Source organism: Salsuginibacillus halophilus (assembly GCF_003014715.1).
Taxonomy (GTDB): Bacteria; Bacillota; Bacilli; order Bacillales; family Marinococcaceae; genus Salsuginibacillus; species Salsuginibacillus halophilus.
In genome coordinates, this window is record NZ_PYAV01000017.1 from 1 (window position 1) to 13,048 (window position 13,048).

At 48.4% G+C, this 13,048-nt stretch carries 13 protein-coding genes and 2 rRNA genes; 14 read left to right on the forward strand and 1 reads right to left on the reverse strand.

The genetic code is table 11. The features are described from left to right. The 11 genes from B0H94_RS13600 to rsmI all read left to right on the forward strand — a co-directional run. A 23S ribosomal RNA gene (locus B0H94_RS13600) occupies positions 1-199 on the forward strand; the annotation flags it as partial. A gap of 83 nt (positions 200-282) precedes the next feature. Further along, positions 283-399, forward strand: a 5S ribosomal RNA gene (rrf, locus tag B0H94_RS13605). A gap of 179 nt (positions 400-578) precedes the next feature. Next, complete coding sequence (locus tag B0H94_RS13610) at positions 579-2,033, forward strand: aminotransferase class I/II-fold pyridoxal phosphate-dependent enzyme (RefSeq protein ID WP_181315420.1); 1,455 nt, start codon at positions 579-581, stop codon at positions 2,031-2,033. 7 nt (positions 2,034-2,040) lie between these two features. Next, on the forward strand, positions 2,041-2,679 hold the full coding sequence (tmk, locus tag B0H94_RS13615; RefSeq protein WP_106589814.1) for a dTMP kinase: 639 nt from the start codon (positions 2,041-2,043) through the stop codon (positions 2,677-2,679). Positions 2,680-2,805: 126 nt separating this feature from the next. Continuing rightward, positions 2,806-3,135: a cyclic-di-AMP receptor gene (locus B0H94_RS13620; protein WP_106589815.1), complete on the forward strand. Its 330-nt coding sequence runs from the start codon at positions 2,806-2,808 to the stop codon at positions 3,133-3,135. 17 nt (positions 3,136-3,152) lie between these two features. Beyond that, complete coding sequence (gene holB, locus B0H94_RS13625; RefSeq protein WP_106589816.1) at positions 3,153-4,139, forward strand: DNA polymerase III subunit delta'; 987 nt, start codon at positions 3,153-3,155, stop codon at positions 4,137-4,139. A gap of 2 nt (positions 4,140-4,141) precedes the next feature. After that, positions 4,142-4,960 (forward strand): PSP1 domain-containing protein, encoded by an 819-nt coding sequence (locus B0H94_RS13630; protein ID WP_106589817.1) that lies wholly within the window; start codon positions 4,142-4,144, stop codon positions 4,958-4,960. A 30-nt stretch (positions 4,961-4,990) separates the two neighbouring features. Beyond that, positions 4,991-5,350, forward strand: coding sequence for a DNA replication initiation control protein YabA (yabA, locus tag B0H94_RS13635; RefSeq protein ID WP_106589818.1), 360 nt, complete (start codon positions 4,991-4,993; stop codon positions 5,348-5,350). Between the two features lie 87 nt (positions 5,351-5,437). Next, on the forward strand, positions 5,438-6,181 hold the full coding sequence (locus B0H94_RS13640) for a tRNA1(Val) (adenine(37)-N6)-methyltransferase (protein ID WP_106589819.1): 744 nt from the start codon (positions 5,438-5,440) through the stop codon (positions 6,179-6,181). Next, a complete protein-coding gene (locus tag B0H94_RS13645; RefSeq protein WP_106589820.1) occupies positions 6,174-6,464 on the forward strand; it encodes a GIY-YIG nuclease family protein in 291 nt (96 codons plus the stop codon). The genes B0H94_RS13640 and B0H94_RS13645 overlap by 8 nt, the downstream gene beginning before the upstream one ends. After that, a complete protein-coding gene (gene rsmI, locus B0H94_RS13650) occupies positions 6,436-7,311 on the forward strand; it encodes a 16S rRNA (cytidine(1402)-2'-O)-methyltransferase (protein ID WP_106589821.1) in 876 nt (291 codons plus the stop codon). The genes B0H94_RS13645 and rsmI overlap by 29 nt, the downstream gene beginning before the upstream one ends. 50 nt (positions 7,312-7,361) lie before the next feature. On the opposite strand, the gene abrB is transcribed toward rsmI, so the two are convergent. Further along, positions 7,362-7,655, reverse strand: a complete 294-nt coding sequence (gene abrB, locus B0H94_RS13655; RefSeq protein WP_106589822.1) for a transition state genes transcriptional regulator AbrB — start codon at positions 7,653-7,655, stop codon at positions 7,362-7,364. Positions 7,656-7,863: 208 nt separating this feature from the next. On the opposite strand from abrB, the gene B0H94_RS13660 reads away from it, so the two are divergent. The 3 genes from B0H94_RS13660 to metG all read left to right on the forward strand — a co-directional run bounded on the left by B0H94_RS13660 (position 7,864) and on the right by metG (position 13,048). Further along, the gene (locus B0H94_RS13660; protein ID WP_106589823.1) at positions 7,864-8,814 is read left to right on the forward strand and encodes a DNA double-strand break repair nuclease NurA; all 951 of its coding nucleotides are present in this window, start codon (positions 7,864-7,866) and stop codon (positions 8,812-8,814) included. Between the two features lie 22 nt (positions 8,815-8,836). Beyond that, positions 8,837-10,675, forward strand: a complete 1,839-nt coding sequence (locus B0H94_RS13665) for an ATP-binding protein (protein WP_106589824.1) — start codon at positions 8,837-8,839, stop codon at positions 10,673-10,675. Between the two features lie 387 nt (positions 10,676-11,062). Then, positions 11,063-13,048, forward strand: a complete 1,986-nt coding sequence (gene metG, locus B0H94_RS13670) for a methionine--tRNA ligase (protein WP_106589825.1) — start codon at positions 11,063-11,065, stop codon at positions 13,046-13,048.

Below are 13,048 nucleotides of genomic sequence, written 5' to 3' on the forward strand. Positions count from 1 at the left end.
GCCAGGAGCATCGCTGGGTAGCTACGTGCGGCCGGGATAAGTGCTGAAAGCATCTAAGCATGAAGCCCCCCTCGAGATGAAATTTCCCATCACGTTAAGTGAGTAAGATCCCTCGAAGATGACGAGGTTGATAGGTCGGAAGTGGACGTGTGGCGACACATGGAGCTGACCGATACTAATCGATCGAGGGCTTATCCTATAGACACATTTACGAACCAAGACGCAGATCATTGTGGAAGCAGTTGTCGGTTATCCAGTTTTGAGCGAATGACGCTCAATCAGCTTGGTGATGACGGCGAAGAGGTCACACCCGTTCCCATGCCGAACACGGAAGTTAAGTTCTTCAGCGCCGATGGTAATGAAGGGGCAACCCTTTGTGAGCGTAGGACGTCGCCAAGCAGACCAGCCCTCCGGCTATACAGCCGGAGGGCTTTTTTTTCGGCTCAACTTGTTCATCAAACAGGGGAGCCGTTGATTATCAACCTGCTTGTAGTTCTAAATATGAGCCGGGGTGTAAACATGTTAAAATAAATATAAGAATTTGCAGCCTCTTAAATCTTTGGAGAAGAGGGATGGCTTTGAGTTATAAATTTGATTCCGTAAAGTATCCTCTATGGGAAGTGCTTGAGAGACACCGGCAGAAATCGCCGCTTTCAGGTCATGTACCCGGGCATAAAAACGGAGACGTTTTTCCGGAAGCGATGCGCTCCTTTTATGAGGCGACAGGACCTTGGGATGTTACGGAAATCTCCGGGCTTGATGATTTACATGCCCCTGAAGGTGCTATTGCAGAAGCTGAACGTGCATTAAGTGAGTTGTATGGCACACAAGCTTCTTTTTTTGTGGTTGGAGGGTCAAGTGCCGGCAACTGTGCCGCGCTGTATACGCTATTTTCTCCTGGTGACCAAGTGATTGTACAAAGGGATTGTCACCGTTCTATTTTAGATGCGCTCGTTCTTTCAGGGGTTGAGCCTATATTTGTAGCTCCGGCTTTTGAAAAAGAAACAGGCTTTTCGCTTGGTTTGTTACCTGAAACATTGAAACAAGCTTTCCACGAGTGGCCGGGCGCAGCTGGTGTAATCATCACAAGTCCTTCTTATTATGGTGCAGTAGCAGATTTAAAACGAATTGTAGCTACTGCCCACGGAAACGGAAAAAAAGTGATCGTAGATGAAGCGCATGGGGCTCATCTTGCTCCGCTTACCTCTTTCCCGTGTTCAGCTGTAGAAGCTGGTGCTGACATTGTCGTGCAGTCGGCTCATAAAACGCTGCCGGCCCTCACGATGGGAGCTTATGTACATGTGATGAGTGCATCTGTAAAAAGTGAGACGTTACGAGAGTCCCTGCGTTTAATGCAGTCGAGCAGTCCATCGTACTTAATAATGGCTTCACTTGATGGTGCACGTGGGTACTTACACGAGCAGCAAATGATTGAGTTAACATTGTTTAAATTTATTAAACAGGTGCGTCATCGTTTAAACGCGATCGAGGGAACGGGCATCATTGTTCCAAAAGAAGCGTCATATGACCCATTGAAAGTCGTCTTAAGCCCTCCTGATCAAACAACAGGCTGGGCTTTTCAGCAAGCGCTTGAGGAACAAGGTTTGTATGTAGAGCTATCTGATCCGCAGCTTGTACTGTTGACACTGCCTTTAAAAATCGATAAAGACAAAGCCGATCGTATCATTTCAGCAGTTACTAAAGCTGTGAAAAATACTGAGCAGAGCGAGATGGACAAGCTGATTCCGAGTGCACCAGTATTTCCGAAAATGACTTCACTTGCTTATACTTTTGCACAAATGCGCCAAAGTAGTATAGTGGAAGTTCCACTATCGCAAGCAGATGAAGCTGTTGCTGCCGAAACGATTGTGCCTTATCCTCCAGGGATTCCAGTTATCATGCAAGGTGAAAGATGCACGATGGAGCAGTTAAAGTTTGTGCGTTCATGGAAGCAGGCAGGAGGGCATTTACAAGGGGGAACGGCACTAGACGCAGATTGTATATTGATATATCGTGAAGAAGAGAAAGGTTGAAAACAACATGGAACGTAAAGGGACATTTATTACCTTTGAAGGTGGAGAAGGTGCTGGTAAGTCGACAGCGATTACATACGTTCGCGACATGCTTGAAACGCGTGGCCACGAAGTTATACATACCCGTGAGCCTGGAGGTATCCGGATTGCAGAAGAGATTCGCAGTTTAATTTTAGAACCGGATCATACAGAGATGGATCCGCGGACTGAAGCCCTTTTGTATGCTGCAGCCAGGCGGCAGCATTTGATGGAAAAAATCATACCGGCACTGGCGCGGGGAGCGGTTGTATTGTGTGATCGCTTTATTGACAGCAGTCTCGCTTATCAAGGGTATGCCCGGGGGATCGGCATGGCAGAAGTTGAAGCGATTAACCACTTTGCGATCGCCGGCTGGATGCCGGATGTGACGCTGTATTTTGATATTTTACCGGAAGAAGGTCTCGCGCGGGTCAATCAAAATGATGCCAGGGAGTTTAACCGGCTGGACCAGGAAAGTTTAAATTTTCACCGCGCTGTGCGCGAAGGCTATCATAAGCTGCAGCAAATGTCAGCTGAACGGATTGTCACTGTCGATGCTTCACAAAGCCCGGCAGCTTTACGGGAAAATGCAGCTTCATTATTGTTTCAAAAAGCGCCAGAACTATAAGAGGAATCATCAAGCTTGGGTAAATCAACATTCAAGCGGTTCCACTTTTGTGTCGTTCGTCGTACAATAAAAGTAAGCAAGCTTCAGCCGGTTTCCGTCTGAAGTCTACGGAAGGAGTGATCCGTCATGAAAATGATCGTTGCCGTCGTGCAGGATAAAGATAGCCACCGATTGTCGAATGCGTTAGTGGATCAAGAATTTCGGGCTACAAAACTCGCAAGTACAGGCGGATTTTTACGCTCGGGGAATACAACGTTTTTAATCGGTGTAAACGATGAAGATGTAGATCGAGTCCTTGAGATTATTAAAAATAATTGCGAAAGCCGGGAGCAGCTTGTAGCACCGGTCTCTCCTATGGGCGGAAATGCAGACGCATATGTGCCTTACCCAGTTGAGGTGCAGGTGGGTGGTGCGACAGTGTTTATCCTTCCGGTTGAACGGTTTGAGCAGTTTTAAACAGAGGCGGGGTCATCATGAATTGGAATGAGCTTTTAAAACGTCAGCCGGCGGCGGTCCGGGTGCTTCAGGGGGGATTGCAGAAGGAGCGCCTCCCTCATGCATACATATTTGAAGGCGAAGCCGGGGTACCAAAAGAGGCAGCTGCCCGGCTGCTTGGGCAGGCTTTTTTATGCGAAGAGCGTACAACTGTCCATCCATGCGGCGAGTGCAGTGACTGCCGCCGTGTTTTATCCGGAAGCCACCCGGACCTTTTAACGATCGAGCCTGAAGGGGCTTCAATCAAAAAGGGCCAGGTTGAAATGCTGCAAAAAGAGTTTACGTATAAAGGGATGGAATCGGCGAAAAAAGTTTATCTCATTCATGAAGCGCACCGCATGACTGCAAGTGCCGGCAACAGCTTATTGAAATTTCTGGAGGAGCCTGAGGGAGAAACGTTGGCAATTCTGCTAACTGAAAACCTCCATTTTCTACTAGATACCATTGTATCTCGGGCGCAGGTCGTTACGTTTGCCCCGCTTCCAGAAGATGAGCGGGCAGAAGAGTTGAAAGAACAAGGTTATACAAATGGACAAGCTGCGCTATTGGCGCGCATTGCCGACCGGGCAACGGTTGAAGCACAAGAAGAGCCTGGCGCGTGGATTGTACAAGCAAAAACAGTAGTGGTACAATTGACCGAAGAGGTGCAAAAGCGCCCACAGCAAGTACTTTTAACGTTGCAGGAAAAATGGCTTCCCCATTTTCAAGACCGCAAAGAACAGCAAATAGGACTTGATTTGCTGCTTTATTGGTATCGGGATGTTTTATATACGAAGCTGAAGCGATTATCGCTGGCTTATCCGGATGAGGTGGAACGTCTGCATGAAGAAGCACTGCACACTTCAGAGGAAAAAGTCTCGCGGCAGCTGGAAGCTATATTGGATGCCAAGCGGCAGCTGGCAGCCAATGTTAACTCCCAGTTACTGATGGAGCGGCTGTTGCTTCGTTTACAGGAGGGATTTTAACCTTGCATCTCGTTGTAGGTGTCCGGTTTAAAAAAGCCGGAAAAATATATTACTTTTCTCCGGGTGAATTTACACTCGCTGAAGGAGATTGGGTCGTTGTCGAAACCTCTAGGGGCATTGAATACGGCAAAGTCGTCATTTCAGGCCGTGAAGTTGATGAAGACGATGTTGTCCTGCCTTTAAAGCAGGTCATCCGGCAGGCAACAGAAGAAGACCACCGCACAATTCGAGAAAACCGAGAGCTTGCTGCCCAGGCATACAGCACGTGTCAGGAAAAAATTCATGAACATAACCTTGAGATGAATCTTGTTGAGGCAGAGTACACTTTCGACCGGAACAAGGTACTCTTTTACTTTACAGCAGAAGGCCGGATTGATTTTCGTAATCTCGTGAAAGATTTGGCCTCTGTGTTCAAGACGCGCATTGAACTCCGACAAATCGGGGTGCGTGATGAAGCCAAAATGCTTGGCGGGATTGGCCCGTGCGGACGGACGCTTTGCTGCTCAACATTTCTCGGCGATTTTGAACCTGTCTCCATCAAAATGGCAAAAGATCAAAACCTTTCATTGAACCCAGCCAAAATCTCAGGTTTGTGCGGGCGGCTCATGTGCTGCTTGAAGTATGAGAATGACGAATATGAAGAGGCGAAAAAAGAGCTCCCGGATGTCGGCGAGCGCATTGAAACGCCGGAAGGGCCTGGGAAAGTTACTGGACTGAATATGCTTGAACGCCTCGTGCAGGTGGAGCTGTTTGATCCTTTACGTGTGGTTGAGTTTTCCCTTGAAGAGCTTCTTGATGAAGCAGGCAGTTTCACAACTTAATCTTTTAGCCCGTACAAGGTGGGACGAACCGTGGAGAAAAAGGAGCTTTTCACACAAGTCATTCATATGGAGGAGCGTATCGGCAGCCTGCACGATGAGCTTGGTCAGTTAAAAGAGCAGCTGGCGCTCTTGATTGAGGAGAACCAGGCACTAGTGCTTGAAAACCAGCATTTACGCGAACGGCTCGAGCCGGCCAAAGAACATGACGAAACAGGAAAGTCGAGCGCTGAATCAACGGCAGGCAGCCCGTTAAAAGCACGCCCGGGTGAAGGATATGACAACCTTGCGCGGCTTTATCAAGAAGGCTTTCATATTTGTAACCTTCATTACGGGAGTTTACGTTCAGAGGGTGACTGCTTGTTTTGCTTATCGTTTTTACAGCAGGCTTAAAGTATAACCGGAGTTGTCCTATGAAACGGACAGCTCCGTTTTTGTACGCGATCCGGTTTAACGCCGGGAGTCAAGGAGGAAAAAACTATGAACAAAGAAACGCCGCCGCTTGAAAAAGATGAACGTATTGATCGAATCAATGATGAACTCTCCATTATTCAAAGTTCATCTGTATTCTCTTTCTCAATTGACTCGGTGTTGTTAGCACGCTTTACGTCAGTAGCAAAAACGCGCGGCGAAATGATGGACTTGGGTACCGGTAATGGTGTGGTGCCGCTCGTTTTATCATCGCGCAGTGCCGTCTCCATTACAGGTCTTGAGATTCAACCGCGCCTTGCTGATATGGCACGGCGGAGTGTGGAACTTAATGCGTGCACATCGCAAATTAAAATTGACGAAGGTGACTTGCGAAAAGCACCAGAGGTTTACGGCCGGGGGCGTTTCGATGTTGTCACCTCCAACCCGCCGTATTTTCGGTCGTCACAAAAAGAGTTACAAAACGAAAATCCGCATTTGCGAGCGGCGAGACACGAATATTACAGCACGCTTGAAGACATCGCTCATACAGCCGGGCAGCTGCTCCGTGACCGCGGTAAGTTTTCCCTCTGTTATCGTCCGGAGCGCTTGGCTGAAGTCATCCAAACATGCGCACGCCATCGTTTGGAGCCGAAAAGGTTACAGCTCATCCATCCGGCACCGGGCAAAGAGGCAAATTTGATGCTGCTTGAGATGATGAAAAACGGTGGTGCAGGCTTAAGTGTAGAACCACCGCTTACCGTATTTGATGAAGCACGTACTTATACGAAGGAGTTTTTAGCGCAATATGGTTGAGCGTAATCATTTTGTGTACATTGTCGAATGTAGAGACGGGAGCTACTATACCGGTTATACAACCAACCCCAGCCGCCGGCTTGCCGTGCATGAATCCGGGCGCGGTGCGAAGTATACCCGCGCACGCCGGCCACTCAAGCTTGTTTATACGAAAGCTTACCGCACCAAGCAGGAAGCGATGCAGGCTGAATATATGCTGAAACAAAAAACGAAGCGACAAAAAGCACAGTTGATTGCAGAAAGTGAGGGCGTGTATGGAACGGGTAGCGAGCTTTACAAATGACAGAAGCGGTGCAATGTATCTTGTGCCAACCCCGATCGGTAACCTAGAAGATATGACGTATCGTGCGGTGCAGGTGCTGCAGAAAGCAGATATCATTTTTTGTGAGGATACACGACAGACGAAAAAGTTAACCCAGGCGTATCAAATCGACACACCGCTTGAAAGTTTGCATGAGCATAATGAAATGGAGAAAACAGAGCGGGTGATTGAAAGGCTAAAAGCTCATGAAACGGCGGCACTTGTAAGTGATGCCGGCACACCGCTTGTTTCTGACCCTGGAGCGCTCCTCGTCCGCCGCCTGCACGAAGAAGGTTTTCCGGTTATTCCACTGCCGGGGGCGAATGCGGCGGTGACAGCTTTTGCCGCATCAGGATTTGGTGGTGGTTCTTTTTATTTTCACGGATTTCTGCCGCGGAAAAAGAAAGAATTAACCGCTGTCTTACAGACGTTGGAGAAACTAGAGGCACCGCTCGTTTTTTACGAAGCTCCGCACCGGCTGAAGCAGACCTTGGCAGGAATGAAAGATGTTTGGCCGAAGCGCCGTATCGTCGTTGCCCGGGAACTAACAAAGCGTTATGAAGAGTTTTGGCGGGGGACGGTCGCAGAAGCAGCGGAGACAGCAGCAGGAGAGGTCAAGGGAGAGATCTGCTTTATCGTAGAAGGTGCTGACCCAGAAGAAGTTGCTGAAGCAGAACGGGCCGAAGCTTGGTGGAATGGCTTAACGTATGAGGCGCATGTGCAAGCGTTAGTGGATGCCGGAGAAACACCGAAAATGGCTGTGAAAAGTGCCGCCGCCGCCCGCGGGGTGCCTAAGCGAGACGTTTACAATGCTTATCATCAGTCGTAATCAAAAAAAGCAGGCTGTGTGTCACAGCCTGCTTTATGATATCGTTACAATTAAGAAGTTGTTTTATTTTGATTTACGTAGCTTTGCAGGTTCGCGATGACTTCTTCTGCACCTTCCGGGCTTAGGACAATTTTGCCCTCTGCAAGAGAGATGTTGTCATCAGAAACTTCGCCGGTAACCTGGCAAGTCATGTTAGGCTTGTACTTTTTAAGAACGATGCGGTCGTGATCAACGTAAATTTCCAACGCGTCTTTCTCCGCAATGTCCAAAGTGCGGCGCAGCTCAATTGGGATAACCACGCGGCCGAGTTCGTCAACTTTTCTTACAATACCAGTAGATTTCATGTAAAATCCTCCTCTTTTTTTCTGTGCGTTAATTTTTTATTTGTCATGTTTCGACAAAATTTTTCTGTACACTAAGAATACCAATCCTTCCAAAACAAGTCAATCTTTTTTTCATAGTTTCTTAAACTTTTTTCGACAAAAATCGTCAAATTCAAACAAACTCTGTGTCACCGCGGTTTGTGGCAATGAAAATACCAAGGAGGTGAAGATGTTGCTGGAAATTTCGCAGGAACTAAAAGATAAGCTTGAGTATATGGATGAAAAGCTGCAGGCTTCGCATGGACAGTGGCATGAGCGTATCCAAAGTGTACGTGCAACGTTTGAATCCGGCGGAGTCCGGCTTCACGCAATGAAAGCCTGGCCGGGTGAAGATATTAATAACTGGCTGAATGACCGGGGTCTTGGTGCGGTAGATGGTTCTGTCAATCAAGCCGGCGCAGAGCCGCCGCACGTCATTTATTTTTTTCAAGCACTTGCTATGATGATGAACCGGAGGCAGTACGAAAGCTCGGATATTTATATCCCGCTAATTGAGGAAGACGACGAAGAAGAATGGAAAACCGCGCGTTCGACACGGATGGCATCACTTGAGCTTGAAACGGCCCGGCGCATGATTGTCGAAGAGAAGCCAGGGCTTGTGATGATGGATGGCTCGCTTATGCACTACCGGATTGAAGCAAGTGAGTCCTGGGCGGCCCTGCGTGAAACAGCTTTAGCACAGGGAGTTTATTTAATCGGGGTCAGTGAAGAAGTCGGCACGCGTTATTTAGCGGACTGGCCGCCGATTGCACCGCACGCCGCCGGCTTAACGTATGATAAAGATATTTTGTTTGGTGTATTAAAACCTTCAGAGTGGCTGTACTTAGCAGAAGCGCAGCAGAAAGAAGAGCTTGAAACGGTGTGGATGCGGGCAAGCAGTGATCCGGCGATTACCGGGGTGGACATTTTAAAGGAACAGGCAGAACAGCTGCCGGCGATTATGGATATTGTGTATTCTTTCACGCCGCAAGAGAGCCGCGGGATTCCGCTTCCGCTCGACCTTGTTGATAAAAATGTGCGCATTACCAATCAAATGGTAGAAACCCTTGTCGAACAGTACATCTCCCCGGATTTTCGGTACCGTTTTTTTCGGGCGAAACGTGAAGATCGCATTTTTTAATCATTAAAAGGAGGCCGAGCACATGCAGATTGTCGGAGTAACGACCCAGCAGGAAGTGTATATCGCATCAAAGGACCGGAAATTCCGGATTAATGAAATTTTTCTCATTGAAGACGAAACTGTCGCTTCTCCGATGGGTGAAGTTGTCGAGACGTTTTCATATAACCGTTTCATTCCGATGGGTTTTGAGCAGGGAATGATGGATCAAGGATTGCGGCAGGCACTTGAGCAGATTGGCTACGATATCGGTGCAGATGATATTCATTTAGCCAAGCTCCGCTTGTTTGAAGAAGCGGTCCACCCGATTCAAACCGGGGCAGGTGTGCGCCCGCCGGTGTTTGACGAAGTGAAGCATTTACTGATCCGTGGTGAGGCAGACAGCGGGCTTGTGCTTGGTGAGATCCGAAGTACAGATCATATGCATCATACATTGCCGGAAGCATTTGATGGACTGCTTGAAGTTCTAGAACATGGCGAAGTCCGACCGCAGCACGGGGCGCCGCTTTTATATGATATTCAATCTATGCAGCAGTACCCACACATTGGGATTTTCGGCGGTTCAGGCTCCGGAAAATCGTTCGGGATGCGGGTCATGCTTGAAGAGTTAATGAAACTTGATATTCCAACCCTTGTGTTTGATCCGCACTTTGAAATGAGTTTCAGCGATGCAGCGCCTTCTGCCGGAGATGTAAAAGATTACAGCCAGGCGTTTACTGCTGTGCAAGTCGGTCAGGACGTTGGTGTAGATTTCACCGCCCTTTCCACCCGCGATGTTGAGCGGCTGCTCGCAGCGGCAAGCCCGCTGTCTGAATCGATGGCAAACGTCGTCCAAAGCCTGCATAAACGAAAAGACAGTCATGCCTCATTTGCCGACCGGATCAGTAATACAGCTGATGCTTTAGAGCTTGGTAAACACCGGGTGGAATCAGTGCTCACCTCGAACGGAGAAGGTTTATCAAAAGAAGAATTTGAACGGTATGATACGTACCGGAAACTGCTTGATCAATTCGGTAGTCTGCCCCCTGCCTCTGTCAAAGGTATTCAGTGGCGGCTTGGCCGTCTAGCACAGGCCGGATTGTTCCAGCACAATATACAGGCTGTGGAGAACGCTTTATATGCGGGCAAGCTCGTGGTGATTCAAGGTTCATCCTGGCTTCTCCAAGTCTTTGCAAGTTATGTGACTTCCACCTTGTATAATAAACGGCGTACATACCGGGATGCGAAGCTGAAAGGGGAAGCGGCCAACTTCTTCCCTCCATTTATCGTGGCAACTGATGAAGCGCATAACTTTGCTCCGAAAGGGATGGAAGCGCCGTCTAAACCCACATTGAAAGAAATTGCCCAGGAAGGCCGGAAGTACGGTGCCTTTTTAATCATGGCGACCCAGCGGCCGACGCTGCTCGATGAAACGATTACCGCCCAGTTGAATACAAAGTTTGTCTTCCGGACGGTGCGCGGCACAGACATTCAGACGATTAAGGAAGAAACGGATTTAACAGCAGAAGAAAGCCAGCGCCTCCCGTATTTGCGAAGCGGTGATGCGTTCGTTTCCTCTGCCTTATTCGGACGGACGATTCCAACGCGGATCCGCATGGCTCATACGACCACACCGCATGTCCAGAATCCGTTTGATGAGCTGAAAGAAATGAAGCAGGCAGAAGACGGTGCCTTCTTAGATGTGATCCGGGACTACAGCCCGCTTTCAGAATCGGATTTGATGGCGAAGCTTTCAGATATTAATGGAAGGCTCGGCACGTCCTACACAGTGAATGATTTAAAAGATGAGTTAGAGCGGCTTGAGCAGCAAGGGAAAGTGAAAAAGCAGATCAGCCCATTTGCATCGCTCTATACTGTAACTTGACATGCGCTGTACCCGAGCGGTATAGTTTTGTGTAGGAATGTACGGATTAGATTAGCATATATTTGCAGCTTCCGATGATGGGATGAGTACAAAAGGTTGTGGAGGCAAAGAGAGCCGGGATTGCTGGGAACCGGTGCTCTGCCCTTTTGGAATATGGTCTTTTGAGGAACTTCTTTTCGAGTCTAGTGTGATAAGGAAAGAACGCAGCCTGCGTTACCGGCATGCATCCAAGTGGAGACACTTGATGCCTGAAGCTTCCTTGTATTAGGAAGAAATTAGGGTGGTACCGCGTGAGTTACAGCTCTCGTCCCTTGCCGGGAGGAGGGCTTTTTTTTATGACAGCAGGCCGGGGTCTTTCCGCGGCCGAATTAAAGGAGGATACAAGCAATGAATGAACAAGAGCGTAACACATTTTATATTACAACGCCGATTTATTACCCGAGCGGTCAGCTTCATATCGGTCACGCTTACACGACAGTAGCAGGTGATGCTATGGCCCGTTACAAGCGTCTCCGCGGTTATGATGTTATGTATTTGACCGGAACGGACGAGCACGGTCAAAAAATTGAACGTAAAGCAGCTGAAAAAGGTGTACATCCGCAGGAGTTTGTCGATGAAATGGCCGACAGCATTAAACATTTATGGGCGAAGCTTGATATTTCGTATGATGACTTTATCCGGACAACAGAATCCCGGCATAAAACGGTCGTTCAAAAAATCTTTGAGCAGCTGAAAGCACAAGGTGACATCTACCTTGATGAATACGAAGGCTGGTATTCCGTACCGGATGAGACGTTTTACACAGAAGTGCAGCTTGATGAACCGATCAAAGAAAATGGCAAAATTGTCGGCGGTAAAAGTCCGGACAGCGGCCATCCGGTGGAGTGGGTGCGCGAACAGTCCTACTTTTTCCGTTTGAGTAAATATGCGGATCAACTGCTTGCATTTTACGAGGAGAACCCTGAGTTTATTCAGCCGGAGTCGCGCAAAAATGAAATGATTAATAACTTTATTAAGCCCGGGCTTGAAGACTTGGCCGTATCACGAACCGCTTTTGAGTGGGGTGTACCGGTGGAAAGTGATCCGGAGCATGTTGTTTACGTTTGGATCGACGCACTCTCTAACTATATTACAGCGCTTGGCTACAGCATGGAAGATGATGAGGCGTATCAAAAGTACTGGCCGGCGGATGTACATCTTGTTGGTAAGGAAATTGTCCGTTTCCATACGATTTACTGGCCGATTATGTTAATGGCGCTTGATCTTCCGCTTCCGAAAAAAGTATTTGGCCACGGCTGGCTTTTAATGAAAGACGGCAAAATGTCGAAGTCTAAAGGCAATGTGGTAGACCCGATCCCGCTCGTTGATCGTTACGGCCTGGACGCTGTGCGCTATTATTTGCTGCGTGAAGTACCGTTTGGCTCAGATGGCGTTTTCACGCCGGAAAGCTTCGTTGAACGCTTGAACTATGACTTAGCCAATGACCTTGGTAACTTGTTAAACCGGACGGTGGCGATGGTGAACAAGTACCGCGGCGGCGAACTGCCAGCATATTTAAAAGATGGTACGCCGTATGATGAATCGCTTGTAGAGCTTGTTGATGCAACCGTGACAAAAGTTGAAGAAGCCATGGAGCATATGGAATTTTCTGTAGCGCTTACAGCGATCTGGCAGCTGATCAGCCGGGCGAACAAGTATATCGATGAAACCCAGCCGTGGCTCCTTGCCAAGCAGGAAGAAGAGACAGAACAGCTTGGGGCCGTGTTGTATCACTTAGCAGAAACGCTCCGCCACGTTTCCATCATGCTGCAGCCGTTTATGACAAAGAGTCCGGCAGACATGTGGGCGCAGCTCGGTGTGCCAGAGCACCTGCAAACGTGGGATTCCATGCGCACATTCGGTCAGCTTCCTGAAGGTACAACTGTTGTGAAAAAAGGCAAGCCCCTCTTCCCGCGCCTTGAAATTGAAGAGGAGACAAAAGCCATTATCGAGCAGATGGGCGGCAAGGCGAAAACTGAAGAAGATGAAGCGCGCGAAAATGATCAAGCACCGGAAATCGCGATCGAAGACTTCAGTAAGGTAGACTTGCGGGTTGCTGAAGTTCTTGAAGCAGAGCCGGTGAAAAAGACGGATAAATTGTTAAAGATTCAGCTTGATCTTGGTTATGAACAACGCCAAGTTGTCTCCGGTATTGCGCAGTATTATGCGCCTGAAGATTTAAAAGGGCGCAAAGTCATCTGTATTAGTAACTTAAAGCCGGTGAAGCTGCGCGGCGAGAAATCACAGGGGATGATTCTTGCGGCGTCTGAAGGTGATGAGCTGACGCTTGCAACGATTGACCAAAACTTACCAAACGGGGCGAAAGTCAACTAG

What these genes read in the sequence shown, in the direction of transcription:
- rsmI (WP_106589821.1), top strand. Translation starts at nt 6,436, where the DNA reads ATGGAACGGGTAGCGAGCTTTACAAATGACAGAAGCGGTGCAATGTAT.
- metG (WP_106589825.1), top strand. Translation starts at nt 11,063, where the DNA reads ATGAATGAACAAGAGCGTAACACATTTTATATTACAACGCCGATTTAT.
- holB (WP_106589816.1), top strand. Translation starts at nt 3,153, where the DNA reads ATGAATTGGAATGAGCTTTTAAAACGTCAGCCGGCGGCGGTCCGGGTG.
- B0H94_RS13620 (WP_106589815.1), top strand. Translation starts at nt 2,806, where the DNA reads ATGAAAATGATCGTTGCCGTCGTGCAGGATAAAGATAGCCACCGATTG.
- B0H94_RS13640 (WP_106589819.1), top strand. Translation starts at nt 5,438, where the DNA reads ATGAACAAAGAAACGCCGCCGCTTGAAAAAGATGAACGTATTGATCGA.
- B0H94_RS13645 (WP_106589820.1), top strand. Translation starts at nt 6,174, where the DNA reads ATGGTTGAGCGTAATCATTTTGTGTACATTGTCGAATGTAGAGACGGG.
- tmk (WP_106589814.1), top strand. Translation starts at nt 2,041, where the DNA reads ATGGAACGTAAAGGGACATTTATTACCTTTGAAGGTGGAGAAGGTGCT.
- abrB (WP_106589822.1), bottom strand. Translation starts at nt 7,655, where the DNA reads ATGAAATCTACTGGTATTGTAAGAAAAGTTGACGAACTCGGCCGCGTG.
- B0H94_RS13660 (WP_106589823.1), top strand. Translation starts at nt 7,864, where the DNA reads ATGTTGCTGGAAATTTCGCAGGAACTAAAAGATAAGCTTGAGTATATG.
- B0H94_RS13665 (WP_106589824.1), top strand. Translation starts at nt 8,837, where the DNA reads ATGCAGATTGTCGGAGTAACGACCCAGCAGGAAGTGTATATCGCATCA.